The organism is Demequina sp. NBRC 110057 (assembly GCF_002090175.1).
GTDB lineage: Bacteria > Actinomycetota > Actinomycetes > Actinomycetales > Demequinaceae > Demequina.
In genome coordinates this window covers 87,320-103,523 of record NZ_BBRN01000003.1, presented here as the reverse complement: position 1 = coordinate 103,523, position 16,204 = coordinate 87,320, and the positions used below count along the sequence as shown (strand labels likewise).

The 16,204-nt window shown below is 70.6% G+C and carries 12 protein-coding genes; 10 read left to right on the top strand and 2 right to left on the bottom strand.

The window, feature by feature from the left end; all coding sequences use genetic code 11:
• Positions 1–43: 43 nt before the first annotated feature.
• The 9 genes from B7K26_RS00475 (at position 44) to B7K26_RS00435 (ending at position 7,065) form a co-directional block, all read left to right on the top strand.
• Positions 44–1,117, top strand: a complete 1,074-nt coding sequence (locus tag B7K26_RS00475) for a cell division protein FtsQ/DivIB (protein ID WP_159449559.1) — start codon at positions 44–46, stop codon at positions 1,115–1,117.
• Between the two features lie 135 nt (positions 1,118–1,252).
• Positions 1,253–2,440, top strand: a complete 1,188-nt coding sequence (ftsZ, locus tag B7K26_RS00470; RefSeq protein ID WP_084076735.1) for a cell division protein FtsZ — start codon at positions 1,253–1,255, stop codon at positions 2,438–2,440.
• A gap of 4 nt (positions 2,441–2,444) precedes the next feature.
• Complete coding sequence (locus B7K26_RS00465) at positions 2,445–3,158, top strand: polyphenol oxidase family protein (protein ID WP_084076734.1); 714 nt, start codon at positions 2,445–2,447, stop codon at positions 3,156–3,158.
• A gap of 88 nt (positions 3,159–3,246) precedes the next feature.
• Complete coding sequence (locus B7K26_RS00460; protein ID WP_084076733.1) at positions 3,247–3,723, top strand: cell division protein SepF; 477 nt, start codon at positions 3,247–3,249, stop codon at positions 3,721–3,723.
• An 18-nt stretch (positions 3,724–3,741) separates the two neighbouring features.
• Positions 3,742–4,029: a YggT family protein gene (locus B7K26_RS00455; RefSeq protein WP_084076732.1), complete on the top strand. Its 288-nt coding sequence runs from the start codon at positions 3,742–3,744 to the stop codon at positions 4,027–4,029.
• A gap of 97 nt (positions 4,030–4,126) precedes the next feature.
• The gene (locus B7K26_RS00450; protein WP_084076731.1) at positions 4,127–4,981 is read left to right on the top strand and encodes a DivIVA domain-containing protein; all 855 of its coding nucleotides are present in this window, start codon (positions 4,127–4,129) and stop codon (positions 4,979–4,981) included.
• Positions 4,982–5,103: 122 nt separating this feature from the next.
• Positions 5,104–5,556, top strand: coding sequence for a TraR/DksA C4-type zinc finger protein (locus tag B7K26_RS00445; RefSeq protein WP_084077497.1), 453 nt, complete (start codon positions 5,104–5,106; stop codon positions 5,554–5,556).
• The gene (gene lspA, locus B7K26_RS00440; RefSeq protein WP_143340386.1) at positions 5,553–6,155 is read left to right on the top strand and encodes a signal peptidase II; all 603 of its coding nucleotides are present in this window, start codon (positions 5,553–5,555) and stop codon (positions 6,153–6,155) included. The genes B7K26_RS00445 and lspA overlap by 4 nt, the downstream gene beginning before the upstream one ends.
• Entirely contained in the window at positions 6,109–7,065 is a 957-nt protein-coding gene (locus B7K26_RS00435; protein WP_084076730.1) for an RluA family pseudouridine synthase, read from the top strand. Before lspA ends, B7K26_RS00435 begins: the two co-directional genes overlap by 47 nt.
• A 113-nt stretch (positions 7,066–7,178) precedes the next feature.
• Here the strand turns inward: B7K26_RS00435 and hrpA are convergent, their stop codons facing one another.
• Positions 7,179–11,546 (bottom strand): ATP-dependent RNA helicase HrpA, encoded by a 4,368-nt coding sequence (hrpA, locus tag B7K26_RS00430; RefSeq protein WP_084076729.1) that lies wholly within the window; start codon positions 11,544–11,546, stop codon positions 7,179–7,181.
• Here hrpA and dnaE point away from each other — a divergent pair.
• Positions 11,545–15,087, top strand: coding sequence for a DNA polymerase III subunit alpha (gene dnaE, locus B7K26_RS00425; protein ID WP_084076728.1), 3,543 nt, complete (start codon positions 11,545–11,547; stop codon positions 15,085–15,087). The genes hrpA and dnaE overlap by 2 nt on opposite strands.
• Before the next feature lie 123 nt (positions 15,088–15,210).
• On the opposite strand, the gene B7K26_RS00420 is transcribed toward dnaE, so the two are convergent.
• Positions 15,211–16,071, bottom strand: a complete 861-nt coding sequence (locus B7K26_RS00420) for an SDR family oxidoreductase (RefSeq protein WP_084076727.1) — start codon at positions 16,069–16,071, stop codon at positions 15,211–15,213.
• Between the last annotated feature and the right edge of the window lie 133 nt (positions 16,072–16,204).

The following is a 16,204-nucleotide window of genomic DNA, read 5'->3' as shown; positions in this document are numbered from 1 at the left end:
CCGCCCGCCGAGCGTCACACCCCGCTCGACGTCGCGTCCCGCGGTGCCGCGCCGGCCCGTCCCGCCCCCGGCGGAGCGGGACGAGCGGCCGCGCTCGTCCACGGTCGCGACGAAGACGCGCAGCGCCGCGAGCGGGTCGACGCCCGCCAGCGCGGCGAGCCCCGCGACGTCGGCGAGCCCGACAGTGGGCAGGGGAGCCGCCAGCGGCGACACCCCGCGCGCCGGGCGCCTGCGCCACTTGTCGCGCCGCCTCACGGGCAAGGCAACCGAGGCGCCCGTACCCGCCGCCGCATCGGCCGTCCGCAAGGATCTGTCCGACGGCACCGTCGCGACGCCCTGGGCACGGGTGAGCGCGAGGCTGCGCCCCGACAACGTCTCGCTCAGGATGCAGGAGCGGCTGCGCGAGCGCCGCAGCGCCGACCGCAGGCTCGCCATGATCCGCTGGTCGAAGCGCCTGAGTATCGCTGGAGCGGTGGCAGCCGCCGTCTGGATCACCCTGATGTCGCCCATCGTCGCGTTCGACGCTGGCGAGGTGGAGGCAAATGGCTTCGGCACCGTGGTGGACCCCGCGGACGTCGACGCGATCGTGGCGGCCTACGACGGAGAGGCGTTGGCGACCCTCAATACGTCGCACCTGGAGAATCAGCTCACCGACCTCGTCGGCGTGGCCTCCGCACAGGTGGAGAAGGTATGGCCGCAGGGCCTGAGGGTCACCCTGACGCCGTCGGAGCCCGTCGCCGCGGTGCCAGCCGAGGACGGCGGCTATCGGCTGGTGAACGAGGAGGGCGAGCAGGTGAGCGAGTCGGAGGAGGCTCCCGGCGACCTTCCCGTCATCACTGTGCCGGTGGGCGAGGAGCACGAGCGCATCCTGACCGGCGTTCTCGCCGTGGTCGAGGAGATCCCCGCCGAGCTGCGCGAGTCCGTCGAGGGCATCGAGGCGCAAACCGAGGACACGATCCACTTCACCCTGCGCGACGGCCCCCAGGTGGAGTGGGGAAGTGGCGAGGATTCGCACCTCAAGGCTCAGGTGCTGGAGACCCTGCTGGGCTCCAAGGAGGCGAAGAATGCGACGCTCATCGACGTCTCCGCGCCGACCTTCCCAACCGTCACGCAGTGACGCGGGCCGCGATTATCCGCGACACGCGCGCGCCGCTGGGCTCTATTCACCTCACGCGCCCGTACCGTCGTGCATGGAAAGAAGTTGACATAACTATAACCTTCAACTAGAGGGTTAAGGTGAGGAGTAAGGCTCATGGCCGCACCGCAGAACTACATCACCGCCATCAAGGTCGTCGGCGTGGGCGGCGGCGGCGTGAACGCCGTCAACCGCATGATCGACGTCGGCCTGAAGGGCGCGGAGTTCATCGCCATCAACACCGACGCCCAGGCGCTGCTGATGTCCGATGCCGACGTCAAGCTGGACATCGGCCGTGAGCTCACGCGTGGGCTCGGCGCCGGCGCCGACCCCGAGGTGGGCCGCCAGGCCGCCGAGGACCACGCCGACGAGATCGCCGAGGCGCTCAAGGGCGCCGATATGGTCTTCGTGACCGCGGGAGAGGGCGGCGGCACCGGCACCGGCGGCGCCCCCGTCGTGGCCCGCATCGCCCGCGAGCTCGACGCGCTGACCGTCGGCGTCGTGACCCGCCCCTTCGGCTTCGAGGGCCGCCGCCGTGCGGACCAGGCCGACGCCGGCATCCAGACGCTGCGCGAGGAGGTCGACACCCTCATCGTCATCCCGAACGACCGCCTGCTCGACATCTCGGACGCGAACCTGTCCGTGCTGGGCGCCTTCGCCGCGGCTGACCAGGTCCTCCAGGGCGGCGTCCAGGGCATCACCGACCTCATCACCACCCCCGGCCTCATCAACGTCGACTTCAACGACGTGAAGTCGGTCATGAAGGGCGCGGGCACCGCGCTCATGGGCGTCGCGAACTCGCGCGGCGAGTCCCGGGCCCTCGAGGCCGCGGAGGGCGCCATCGCGTCGCCGCTGCTCGAGGCGTCGATCGAGGGCGCGCACGGCGTGCTGCTGTCGATCGCCGGTGGCTCGAACCTCGGCATCAAGGAGGTCGAGAACGCCGCCCGCCTGGTGCGCGAGGCCGCCCACCCCGAGGCGAACATCATCTTCGGTACCGTCATCGACGACTCGCTCGGCGACGAGCTGCGCATCACCGTGATCGCCGCTGGCTTCGACGGGGGAGCGCCCACGACGCGCCGCCACGAGGGCGCCATCGGCGGCTTCGAGAACGCGACCCCCGCTCCCGCCGCCGCCTCGGCCGCGCCGGTGAGTGCTCCCGTCGAGACCTCGACGGCCGCGCCCGCGACGCAGGCCGTGCCGCAGGCGATCGACGCCGACGAGCCGGAGCCCGACACCGACGCGATCGACGTGCGTTCCACGCGCGCCGAGGCCGACGTGCTCGACGTCCCCGACTTCCTGCGCTGATCGGATGATCGACGCGGGTCTGCCGGTCCGCGCCTTCTTCACCACCCGCGACGGGGGAGCCTCACAGGATCCGTACGGCTCCCTGAACGTCGCGGTTCACGTGGGCGACGACCCGGCGGCGGTTGACGACAACCGCCGCCGGGTCTCGCGCGCCGCGGGGGCGGACGTCACGTTCCTCACCGCAGAGCACGGCATCCGCGTCGCGCACATCAGCGCGCCGCTGGCGTCGGCCCCGCCGGCCGATGTGCTGGTCACCACCACGCCCGGCGTCGCCCTCGGGACCATCGCCGCCGACTGCCTGCCCATCCTCCTGCACGACGCGTCCACCGACGCGGTCGCCGCTGTCCACGTGGGTAGGCCCGGCCTCTTTGCTGGCGCCATCGACGCCGCCTGGGCCGCCCTGCTGGACGCGCGCGCGGCCGAGGCCGGCCCGCACGCGATTCGCGCGGCCATCGGCCCCGCCATCTGTGGGCGCTGCTACGAGGTGCCCGAGGACCTTCGCGAGGAGGTCGCACGCCGCCACCCCGCCGCGCGCGCCGTCACGTCCTGGGGAACCCCCGCACTCGACCTCCCGCGCGCCGCGGAGGCGCGCCTGGGAGAGCTCGGGGCCCGCGAGATTGTCCGCATTCCCGTGTGCACCCGCGAGGACGCGCGCCTGTACTCGTACCGCCGCGACGGCGTCACCGGGCGCCACGCTGGAGTCATCGTCCACCCATGACCCGCGGCGGCGTGTCGCTCCCGAACCTCGGCACGTCACGCCCGTACCTTGAGGGAGTACCGCAGGTGACCACCCGTCAGGAGCAAAAATGAGCGCCATGCGCAAGGCGATCCAGTACCTCGGCTTCGACACGAGCCAGCACGAGGATTACGACTACACCGACGAGGAGCTCGCCCCCGTGACGCACCTGCATGACGTCTCCGAGGTCCGTGAGCAGGAGCAGGCGCCCAAGGCGACCCGCGACCGCCAGCGCACGCCTGCATCGGCTATGTCCTCCTCGGACCTGCGCCGCATCCAGACCATCAAGCCGCGCTCCTACAACGACGCGCGCCTGATCGGCGAGGCGTTCCGTCAGGGCGTCCCCGTCATCATGAACCTCACGGAGATGTCCGACGCCGACGCCAAGCGTCTCGTCGACTTCTCCGCCGGCCTGTCCTTCGGCCTGCACGGCTCGATCGAGCGTGTCACCACCTCGGTGTTCCTGCTGTCGCCCGCGCACGTGGAGATCGGCGTCGACGAGGAGCCCCCCGCGCGCGCCGAGAGCGAGTTCTTCAACGAGCGCTGAGTCCGTTAGGCTCGCCGGGTGTCAGCAGCCATCTCTTTGGTGCAGTTTGCCCTTTTCCTCTTCATGATGGCCCTCATCGGCCGCATGGTGCTGGGCTTCGTCATGTCGTTTTCGCGCGAGTGGCGCCCCGCCGGTGCCATGCTCGTCGTGACGGAGTCGATCTTCACCGTGACGGACCCGCCGCTGAAGGCGCTCCGCAAGGTCATCCCCCCGCTCCAGCTGGGCCAGATTCGCTTCGATATCGCGTTCCTGGTGCTGTTCATCGGCTGCTCGATCCTGAACAACCTGCTGCAATACTTCAAGTAATCGCTCATGTGCATGCCGATGTACATGTGAGTACAGTGAAAACTCATCAGCCCTGGTCGGCACCCGTCGGCCGCGACTCGACACGAGGTGGTCACACATGGCACTTCTGACGGCGGAAGACGTCCTCAACAAGGCGTTCTCCAAGACCAAGTACCGCGAGGGATTCGACCAGGACGAGGTGGACGACTTCCTCGACGAGGTCGCCCACACGATCTCGTCGCTCATCGCCGAGCGCGACGACCTCGCGCAGCGTCTCGCCCAGGCGCAGGCCGGGCAGCCCGCCGCAGCCGCGGCCGAGGCTCCCGCGCAGGGGGACAACCTGCTTCAGGCAGCGACCGACCCGACGCCGCCGAGCGCGACGGGAATGCTGGCCATGGCGCAGAAGCTTCACGACGAGTACGTCGCCGCCGGCGAGGAGGAGCGCGAGCGCCTCATCGACGAGGCCAAGAACAAGGCCGAGTCGATCGTCGAGCAGGCCGAGACCGACGCGAAGAACCGCATGGACGACCTCGCGACCGAGCGCAGCGCGCTTGAGTCGAAGATCGACGACCTGCGCCGCTTCGAGCGCGACTACCGCTCGCGCCTCAAGGGCTACCTCGAGAACCTCCTGGGTGACATTGAGCACGGCGCGGACGTCGCCCCGTCGGCCGGTTCGGCCCCCTCGTCGATCCCCGGTGCCGCCGGCCTCGCCGGTGCCGCCGCCGCGGTAAGCGCGGAGGCCCCCGCCGCCGACACCGAGTCGGACGAGGTCGACCGCCCCGAGCCGACGCCCAGCCCCTGGGCCCAGGTGCGCGAGCAGTCCGGCGTGTCCGCCCCCTCGGCCCCCGAGGTCGAGGCCGAGGCTCCCGCCTGGGGCGCCTCGCAGTACACGCCCCGCCTTGAGCCCCGCGACGACGCCGAGCAGTCCGACGTCGCGCGTGCCTTCGGAGCCGAGGACGAGCAGCAGCACTAACCGCTGATGTGGGGCGCCGCCCGGGCTGAGGCCGGGCGGCGTTTCCATGTCCGCAGCGCGTCTCTTTGCGGAGGTGCACGCGCCGGACTACTATCTCGTCACTACCCGAAACGAGGATGGGCATGACCAGTACTGACCTGACGGTGGTCGTGATCGACCCCGCCGATCTCAAGGCTTCCGACGCGAAGTCGATGCCCGTGCGTGAGGGGGACGAGGCCTGGAAGATCAGCGAGCTCCGTCACATCGTCACGACGCTCAACGAGGACGTCGAGCGCCTGGTCGCCGAGTTTGAGGGCGCCGAGCACGAGCTCGCCGACCTCCTCCACACCTCCGAGGGCGCCGGCGACGACCAGGCCGACGCCGGCTCGACCGCGCTCGAGCGCGAGCAGGAGATGTCGATCGTCAAGAACACGCGCGAGATGCTCGAGCAGAGCATCGACGCGCTGCGCCGCGTCAAGACCGGCTCCTACGGCGCCTGCCAGGTGTGCGGCCAGGGCATCGGCAAGGCGCGTCTGCAGGCGTTCCCCCGTGCGACCCACTGCGTGACCTGCAAGCAGCGCGAGGAGCGTCGTTGACCTGGCGGCCAGCCTTCTGGTTGGTCGCTCTCGCGGTGCTGGTGGCCGATCAGGCCACCAAGATCTGGGCGCTGAACACTCTGGAGCCCGGTGAGCCTCACGAGGTGATCGGCCAGTTCCTGCAGATTCAGTTGACGTTCAACTCCGGCGCGGCGTTCTCGCTGGGCGCGGACTACACGTGGATCGTCACGTTGGTGATGGTCGCCATTACGATCGGGCTCATCTGGTACGCGCGCCGTGCCGCCTCGACCCTCGCGGTGTGGCTGTTCGGCATCGCGCTCGGCGGCGCGCTCGGCAACCTGATCGACCGCCTGTTCCGTGAGCCGGGCTTCGGCCGCGGCCACGTGGTCGACATGATCAACTACAACGGCTGGTTCATCGGCAACGTCGCGGACATCGCGATCGTCGGCGTGGCCATCGCCATGCTGATCGTGACGTTCCTCGGCGGTCACCTGCTCGACGGCCCCGGTGGCGACGACGCCGAGGCCGCGCCGGTATCGGGTACCGACACGGTGGGTGACGGCGGCGACGAGGCCACCACGGCATCGGCCGATGCTCCCTCGCCGGCGACGCCAGAGGCGGGAATCCCGCGTGGCTGACACCCGTTACCTGCCGGTGCCCGATGCCCTGGTAGGCGACCGCGCGGATGCAGCGCTGTCGCGCATGCTGGGGCTGTCGCGCACCAAGGCCGCCGACGTGCTCGAGGCCGGGGGAGTGATGCAGGACGGCCGCACGCTCGGCAAGTCCGACCGCGTCTCCGACGGCATCCTCGCCGTTGACCTTCCCGACGAGCGCGCGGCGGCGCCGGAGCCCGAGGTCCCCGGCGGGCTCACGCTCGTCTACGAGGACGACGACCTCGCCGTCGTGGACAAGCCCGTGGGCGTCGCCGCTCACCCGTCGCCGGGCTGGACCGGCCCCACCGTCGTGGGCGCGCTGGCATCGGCCGGGGTGACCCTCGCGTCCTCCGGCGCCGCGGAGCGCCAGGGAATCGTGCATCGGCTCGACGTCGGCACGTCGGGGCTCATGGTCGTGGCCAAGTCCGACGTGGCCTACTCGCACCTGAAGCGGGCGTTCAAGGAGCGCACCGTGGAGAAGGTGTACCACGCCATCGCGCAGGGCCACCTTGACCCGACCGCCGGCACCATCGACGCGCCGATCGGGCGCCACCCGAGCTCCGACTGGAAGTTCGCGGTGACGCAGGACGGGCGTCCCTCGATCACCCATTACGAGGTGCTCGAGATGTTCCCCTCGGCCTCGCTCCTGGAGATCCACCTGGAGACGGGGCGCACCCATCAGATCCGCGTGCACATGGCCGCCATGCGGCATCCGCTCGCCGGCGACCTCACGTACGGCGCCGACCCCACGCTCGCCAAGAAGCTGGGGCTTACCCGCCAGTGGCTCCACGCTCGTGAACTGGCCTTCGCTCACCCCACCCGCGAGGGCGAGGTACGCGTGCGCTCCGAGTACCCCGAGGATCTCGCCACGGCGCTGGAGCAGCTGCGCGGCTGACCCGCCCTCCCTCGCTGTGAACCAGGTCCCGCCGCGACACGCCGTGGTCGGGGGCCGATGCGGCGGCTGCGCCGGCGTGTCGGGGTGCGATCCGGTTCAGAGTGTCGGTGGGGTTAGCCGAGCTCCTTGAGGATGCGCTTGGCCGAGACAGGTTCGGAGGTGCCGAGCCGCTGCGCGAACAGCGACACCCGGAGCTCCTCGACAAGCCACCGTGCGCGCTCGAGCCGGGCCGCGCGCTCGGGGTCCGGGCGACCCTTGTCGTGGGCGGCGCGTGCCTGCGCGAGCGCGTCGGCGACGTCCCGCACCTGACCCGCGAGGACAGCGTCCTGGTGGGGGTTGCCCGCGGCCTTCTCGAGACGGTGGCTCAGCGCAGTGAGGTAGCGCGCGAGGTGCGGGAGCCTGTCGGCGGGGGTGGCGGCGACGAAGCCGTCGTAGACCAGGCCGCCGGCGATGGCGCGCAGGTCGGCCAGCGTGGTGAGCAGCGCGAGGGAGTTCGCCCCGCCGATGGCTACGTCGAGGTCGCGGTACGCGGTCAGCGCGTCGGCCACCTCTCCCGCCACCGCGAGCACGTCGTCCTCGATCGCTGCCCTCACACGGTCGCGAAGGGCCTCGTAGGAGGGGCGGTCCCGGACCGCCGCGAGGTCGTCGGCCGCCGTGAGACGGGCGATCGCTGCCCGGTGGAGGTCGGCCACGAGCGCATCCGTGCTGCGGTACGGGCTGGCGGCGAGCGCCATCGACTGGGCTGTGCTCCAGCGCGTGGTCACGCGCTTGGTGGCAAGCGCGGACTCCGCGAGGAGCAGGGCTGCCACGCCGGCGGCGTGGGAAGGCGCGACGGACTCGGCGTGTGCGATCACGCGCAGGGCGACCTCGCCGCCCTCGACGGCGAGCGCAGGGTAGCCGCGCACCGTCGCCGAACCCGCCTGGACGGTGACCTCGGCGGGGATCGAGTGCGTGTCGGAGCCGTCGATCGCCGGCCACGCGGTGAGGCCTTCCTGCTCGAGGCCCGTCGTGCGCACCACGGCTCGGTCGCCGCCGGACCCGCGCGTGCCGTCTGCCTGGGGTGATGCTCCGCGGCCAGACCCGCTCCGGCCGGATGGCGGTGCGGAGGACCGTGACCGCACGCCGGCGGGCGTCCCGACGGCCGCGGACACCGCCGCCTGCGCCTCGGGCGCGAGCCTGCGTTGAAGCGCGAGCAGCGACGTCGACTCGCCGAGCACCTCGCGCCCGTCCTCCACGCGGAAGGTCACCCGCAGGTGCGCGGGGAGCCGCTCCTCGTGGCCGTCCCAGGCCTCGGCGGGAATCTCGACCTCGCGCAGCGCCCTGACCGCCCTCGTGAAGGCCTCGCGGTAGGGCTCCGCCATGTCGCCCGCGCGTGCCACGTCCTCCCAGTCGGGGGTGTGCGCGGCGAGCCAGGCGACCACGTCCCTCGCGGCGTCGGGCGCGGGCACCAGGAGGCGCCTGACCGTCTTGGGAAGGGCACGGATGGTCGCGGTGGCGAGCTCGGCCGCCATGCCTGGCACCATCCAGTCGAAGCCGTCGGGGACCACTCGAGCCAGCACCGCCACCGGGATGTGGACGGTGACGCCGTCGGCCTCGGATCCCGGCGACAACTGGTACGTCAGCGGCAGGGTGAGGTCGCCCTGTGGCCAGGCGTCGGGGAAGGCGGCGAGGTCGAGGTCCTCGTGCTCGGGCGCGACGTCGCCCAGCGAGAAGGTCAGCAGGTGGGGCGCACGGCGACGCTCGCGGTCCCACCAGCGGTCGAAGTGGCGCTGGGACACGATCGACTCGGGCACGCGCTCGTCGTAGAAGTCGTACAGCGTGTCCTCGTCGACGATGAGCCCACGGGAGCGCGTGCGCGCCTCGAGCTCCTCGGCCTCGGCCAGCACCCGCTGGTTGTCCTTCCAGAACCGGTGATGGGTGCGCCACTCGCCGGCGACGAGGGCGTGACGGATGAACATCTCGCGCGCCTCCTCGGGGCGGATGCGCCCCCACAGGATGGTGCGGTCGGTCACGATGGGCACGCCGTACAGCAGCACGCGCTCGGTCGCGACGGCCGCTCCTCGCTTGGCCGACCACACGGGCTCGGAGTGCGTGCGTTTGGCGAGGTCTCCCGCGAGCTCCTCCGCCCACTCCGGCTGGATGGCGGCGGCGTCCCGCGCCCACAGCCGCGAGGTCTCCACGAGCTCGGCCGCCATGACGAAGGCCGGCGGCTTCTTGGACAGGGGAGAGCCGGGGAAGATCGCGAACCGGGTCCCGCGCGAGCCAAGGTATTCGTTGCGGGCGGCCTTGCGCGCACGGCGCATGGCCTGCTCCTTGGCCGCGCCCTTGAGATGTGTGAACTGGGACGCTTTGGGCTCGCCGCTTTCCTGCATGCCCACCTGGCTGAGCAGGCCCGCGAGCACGGAGCGGTGGATCGCCTCCTCGTCCCATAGGAATCGCACGGCGCCCTGCGGGGCACCCTCGGGGGCGTCGGTGGCCTTTGCCTCGCCGCGCTTCCACTCGATCCCGAGCGGCTTGGCGGCCACGCGGATCTGCTCCACCACGTCCTGCCATTCGCGGATGCGCAGGAAGTTCATGTACTCGGAGCGCACCTCGCGCCGGAACTGGTTGCCCGACAGGTCGCGGCGGCGCTCGCGCAGGTGTTCCCACAGGTTGAGGTAGGTCAGCAGGTCGGACGTGGGGTCGGCGAAGCGTCGATGCAGCAGGTCGGCCGTCTCGCGATTTTCCGCGGGCCGCTCGCGCGGGTCCTGGATGGACAGCGCGGCGGCGACGATGGCCACCTCGCGCGCCACGCCGCGCCTCGCGCCCTCGACCACCATGCGTGCGGCGCGCGGGTCCATGGGAAGGCGCGACAGCGAGCGGCCGATGCTCGTGAGACGTGTCGTCCCGCCCGCGGTCTCGATGGCGCCGAGTTCGCTCAGCAGCTGGACGCCGTCGCGGATGGCTCGGGTATCGGGCGGCTCGACGAAGGGGAACGCGGCGACGTCGTCGGGGGAGGAGACCACGCCCACGGCGATCATCTGCAGGAGCACCGAGGCGAGCGACGTGCGCAGGATCTCGGGCTCGGTGAACGCGGGGCGCCCCTCGAAGTCGTCCTCGGCGTACAGGCGGATGGCGATGCCGTCGGCCAGGCGGCCTGCGCGGCCCGAGCGCTGGTTCGCGCTCGCGCGCGAGATGGGCTCGATGGGAAGGCGTTGCACCTTCGTGGCCTTGGAGTAGCGCGAGATGCGCGCGGTTCCGGGGTCCACGACGTAGTGAATGCCCGGCACGGTGAGCGACGTCTCGGCGACGTTGGTGGCGAGCACGATGCGGCGCGACGAGTGGGCCTCGAACACCCGGTGCTGCTCGGCGGCGCTCAAACGACTGTACAGCGGCAGGATCTCGACGCGTCGGGGGTGGCGCGGGTCGCGCGCCCGCGGACCCAGGTGACCCTCGAGGGCGTCGGCAGCGTCGCGGATTTCACGCTCGCCCGAGAGGAAGACGAGGATGTCGCCGTCGCCCTCGGCCATGAGCTCGTCGCACGCCGCGACGATGCCGGAGGCCTGGTCGAGCTCCTCGCCGCGCTCCTGGCCGGCGAGCGGACGGTAGCGAATCTCGACCGGGTAGGTGCGGCCGGTGACCTCCACGACGGGCGCGGTGGGAGCGCCGTCCGCCACCGCATCGGCCGCCTCCTGGGCCGTCACCTGCGGCAGGGGGCCGCCGGGCGCGAAGTGGCGCGCGAACCGCTGCGAGTCGATGGTGGCCGACGTGATGATGATCTTGAGGTCGGGCCGGCGCGGCAGCAGGTTGGTGAGGTAGCCCAGCAGGAAGTCGATGTTGAGGCTGCGCTCGTGGGCCTCGTCGATGATGAGGGTGTCGTACGCGAGAAGGTCGGGATCGCGCTGGATCTGCGCGAGCAGGATGCCGTCCGTCATGACCTTCACGAGGGTGCGCTCGGAGGACTCGTCCGTGAAACGCACCTGGTAGCCGACCACCTCGCCGAGCGACGTGTGCAGCTCCTCCGCGAGCCTCTCCGCGACGGAGCGGGCGGCGATGCGGCGCGGCTGGGTGTGCCCGATCTGACCGTCGCGGCCGCGGCCGAGGTCGAGGCAGATTTTGGGGATCTGCGTGGTCTTTCCCGAGCCCGTCTCGCCCGCGACGATGACGACCTGGTGGTCCCTGATGGCCTCCGCAATGTCCTCGCGGCGCGCCGTCACCGGCAGCTGGGCCGGGTAGTCGATCGGGTCAAGCGTGACGGCCCTCCTGGCCGATGCCGCCGCCTCCAGCTCGCGCCTGCTCACCCTGCGATGGGGGTCGTGGGGGCTCGGGCGCCTGCCGCGGCCACGGCCGCGCCCGCGCGGCTGGGCTGCTCCGGCATCGGCCGTGGGGGACGTGTCACTCACCCGGCCATTGTTCCAGGCGTGCGACGGGCCGATGCCAAGGCGACTGTGGCCGCGAGCCGTGCCGCGATGTCGGCGGCCGGTCCTAGAATCTTGTCCCATGCCGGGCTCCGATTTTGTTCACCTCCACGTCCACACCGAGTACTCGATGCTGGACGGCGCGGCGAGGCTGAACGATCTGTTCGAGCACGCCAAGGAGCTGGGGCAGACGGCGCTCGCGACCACCGACCACGGCTACATCTTTGGCGCCTACGACTTCTGGGCCAAGGGACAGCAGCACGGGGTGAAGCCCATCATCGGCGTCGAGGCGTACCTGACGCCCGGCACCGCGCGTCAGGACAAGACGCGCGTGCGCTGGGGCGAGCGCGGTCAGGAGTCGGACGACGTCTCGGCCGGCGGCGCGTACACCCACATGACGATGTGGGCGCAGAACACCGCCGGCATGCACAACCTCTTCAGGATGTCCTCGTACGCGTCGCTCGAGGGACAGTTCCACAAGCCGCGTATGGACCGCGACCTGCTGCAGCGCTACGGCAAGGGAATCATCGCGACCACGGGCTGCCCGTCGGGCGAGGTGCAGACGCGCCTGCGCCTGGGCCAGTACGACGAGGCGCTGAAGGCCGCCGGCGAGTTCCAGGACATCTTCGGCGCCGAGAACTTCTACGTGGAGCTCATGGACCACGGGCTGCTGCTGGAGAAGCGGGTGCGCGAGGACCTACTGCGGCTCGCCCACCAGCTGGGCGCGCCGCTCGTGGCGACCAACGACTCGCATTACGTGCGCCAAGAGGACTCCGTGGCGCACGAGGCGCTGCTGTGCGTCCAGTCCGGCTCCAACCTCAACGAGCCCACCTACGACCAGGGCGGCAAGCGCTTCGCCTTCAACGGCGACGGCTACTACCTCAAGAGCGCGGCAGAGATGCGCGAGCTGTGGCGCGAGCTCCCCGAGGCATGCGACTCGACGCTCGAGATCGCCGAAAAGTGCGAGGTCGAGTTCAACACCAAGGCCGACTACATGCCGGTCTACGACGTGCCGGCCGGCGAGGACGAGCACTCGTGGTTCGTGAAGGAGGTCCAGAAGGGCCTTCACGAGCGCTTCGGCGAGACCATCCCGCACGAGGTCCAGGAGCGCGCCGACTTCGAGATCGAGGTCATCGCTGGCAAGGGCTACCCCGGGTACTTCCTGGTCGTCGCCGACTTCATCCAGTGGGCCAAGGACAACGGCATCCGCGTGGGGCCCGGCCGTGGCTCCGGTGCGGGCTCGATGGCCGCCTACGCGATGAAGATCACGGACATCGATCCGCTTGTCCACCAGCTGTACTTCGAGCGCTTCCTCAACCCGGAGCGCGAGTCCAAGCCCGACTTCGATATCGACTTCGACGAGCGCAGGCGCTCCGAGGTCATCCGCTACGTGAGCGACAAGTACGGCGAGGAGAAGGTCGCGATGATCGCGACCTACGGCACCATTAAGGCCAAGCAGTCGCTGAAGGACGCGGCGCGCGCGCTGGGCAAGCCGTTCTCCGTGGGCGAGACGCTGACCAAGGCGTACCCCGAGGCGATCATGGGTAAGGACATGCCCCTGGTCGGCATCACCGACTCCGCCCATGCGCGTCACCACGAGGGCGCCGACTTCCGGGCGCTGCTGGAGACCGATCCGGAGGCCCAGGAGGTCTTCGAGCTCGCGCAGGGACTCGAGGGCCTGAAGCGCCAGTGGGGCGTGCACGCGGCCGGCGTCATCATGTCGAGCCACCCGCTCATCGACATCATCCCGATCATGCGACGCGAGCAGGACGGCGCCGTCATCACGCAGTTCGACTACCCGACCTGCGAGGGCCTCGGCCTGGTCAAGATGGACTTCCTTGGCCTGCGCAACCTGACGATTCTTGACGACGCACTCGACAACATCGTCGACAACGGCAAGGAGCCGCTGGTCCTCGAGGACCTCGAGCTCGCCGACGAGGCCACCTTCGATCTCCTGGGCCGCGGCGACACGCTCGGCGTGTTCCAGCTCGACGGCACTGCCATGCGACAGCTGCTGCGTCAGATGAAGCCCGACACGTTCGAGGACATCTCCGCCGTCTTGGCGCTGTACCGCCCCGGTCCGATGGGAATGAACTCCCACACCAACTACGCCGAGCGTAAGAATGGGCGTCAGCCGATCGCGCCGATTCACCCCGAGCTCGACGAGCCGCTGCGTGAGGTGCTGGGCATCACCTACGGCCTCATCGTGTACCAGGAGCAGGTGCAGCGCATCGCGCAGATCGTCGCGGGCTACACGCTGGGAGCGGCCGACCTGCTGCGTCGCGCCATGGGTAAGAAGAAGAAGGAGATCCTGGACAAGGAGTTCGGGAACTTCGAGGCCGGCATGAAGGCCAACGGCTACTCCGACGCCGCCATTAAGGCGCTGTGGGACACGCTGCTGCCGTTCGCCGACTACGCCTTCAACAAGGCGCACACCGCCGCCTACGGCGTGCTGTCGTTCTGGACCGCGTACCTCAAGGCGCACTACCCGACCGAGTACATGGCGGCGCTGCTGACCTCCGTCGGCACCGACAAGGACAAGTCCGCGCTCTACCTCGCCGAGTGCCGCCGCATGGGCATCACGGTGCTGCCGCCGGATGTGAACGAGTCCAAGGGCCTGTTCTCGGCCGTGGGCACCGACATCCGCTTCGGCATGACGGCCGTGCGCAACGTCGGCTCCAACGTCGTCGAGGCCATCGTGAAGACGCGTCAGGAGAAGGGTGCCTTCACGTCCTTCCAGGACTTCCTCGACAAGGTGCCCGCGACGGTGTGCAACAAGCGCACCATCGACTCGCTCATCAAGGCAGGAGCCTTCGATTCTCTGGGGCACACCCGTCGCTCGCTCAACGCGGTTCACGAGCAGGCCATCGACTCGGTGGTGGGCGTCAAGCGCCAGGAGGCCACCGGCCAGTTCGACCTGTTCGGCATGGACGAGGAGATCGGCTCCGGCGTCAAGGTCGTGGTCCCCGAGCTCGAGGAGTGGGACAAGAAGACCAAGCTCAACCTCGAGCGCGACATGCTGGGCCTGTACGTGTCCGACCACCCGCTGTCCGGCCTCGACCACATCATCCGCTCCGAGGCGTCGCACCAGATCCTGTCGGCGACGCCCGCGAACGGCGTGGCCGACGGCGGCCAGGTGTCCTTCGCCGGCCTCGTGACGCGCGTCGATCGCCGCGTCGCGAAGTCGGGAAACCCGTACGCCATCGTCACGCTCGAGGACCTCACGGGCGAGACGGAGATCTCGTTCTTCGGCAAGACCTACGACACCTACGCGCGCGACCTCGTCGACGATGCGGTGGTGGCGATCAAGGTGCGTGCGCGCGAGCGCGGCGACGGCGGCCTGCAGTTCTCGGCCGTCGAGCTGCGGGTGCCGAACCTGCAGGTGGCGGACACGTCGCCCGTCGCGATCACGGTGCCCGCCGCGCGCGTGAACGCCCCGATGGTGGAGGAGATCAAGACCATCCTGCGCTCGCATCCGGGAAACATCGAGGTCCGCATGGTGCTGACCGGCACCGGCGACCCCATCACGATGCGCCTGGGCGACGAGTTCAGGGTCGCGCGATCCTCCGCGCTCTACGGGGACCTGAAGGCCGCATTCGGCCCCAGCTGCCTGGTCCCGGTCTAGGAATCGGGCGCCGGCTCGGGCTCACCCCGCGCGTGCTCGCCCTGCGCCCCAGTGGACGCTCAGGGTGTGTTCACGCGGGCGCACGTCCCCTGGTGGAGCCCTACGGTGCGCGCGACCCTCGCCTCAGTACAGGCTGAGCCCGCCGTCGGACTTGAGTACCTGGCCCGCGACCCACGCGCCCTGCTCGGACACGAGCCAGGCGATGAGGTTGGCCGGGTCGGCGGGTTCGCCGAAGCGGCCGAACGGCGTGCGTGCGCGCCACTCGTCGAGCGGGCCGAGATCGCGATCGGTGGAGTCGGAGTCCAGGTAGCCGGTGTTGACGGGGCCCGGGTTGACGGTGTTGAGGACGATCCCGAGTCCCAGCAGCTCCGCCGCGACCGTCGCCGTGACTCCCGACAGCGCCGCCTTGGAGGCGGCGTACGCGACCTCACCCGGCATCGGCCCGTCGCCCTGGCCCGATGTCATCCAGATGACTCGACCGGTGGGGCCGGCCAGGGGAGTGAGCTCGGACCGGTCGCCAGGGCGTGCCGCGCCGGCGGCGCCGCCGTGGAGCGCGGCGAACGCCGTCGTCATCAGCAGCGTGGCGCGGGTGTTGGTTTCCCACATGGCGCCCAGGCGCTCCGCGGTCATATCGTGGATGGAGCCGTCGTCGCCGCTCTTGGCCTGGTTGCACACCAAGATGTCGAGCCCGCCGGTCAGGTCCGCGGCGCGCGCAACAAGGGCGGCAGGGGCATCGGGCTCGCGCAGGTCGACGGCCGCCTCGCCCACCATGGCGCCGGGAGCGGCGAGTCCGCGAAGCTCCCGCACGAGCGCGTCGATGTCGTCCCCGCCCCACGGCTGGTCGACGTCGTGCGGGCGGTGGTGCTGGACGAAGACCGAGGCGCCGTCGCGCAGGAGGCGAGAAGCCACCGCGAAGCCGATGCCGCGTCGGCGTGACACTCCCGTCACGAGCGCCGTCTGACCGGCGAGGGGGAGGTGCGTCATGCCGGTCAGCGTGCCACACGCGGACGGCCATGCCATGGTGAGCGCGCCAGACCGCCGTGTCTCTACCGCGAACCGCCCGGTAGGCGCTCGCCACCGCCGTGTCTCTACCGCCACGGGTGTGGGGCGCGGAGGG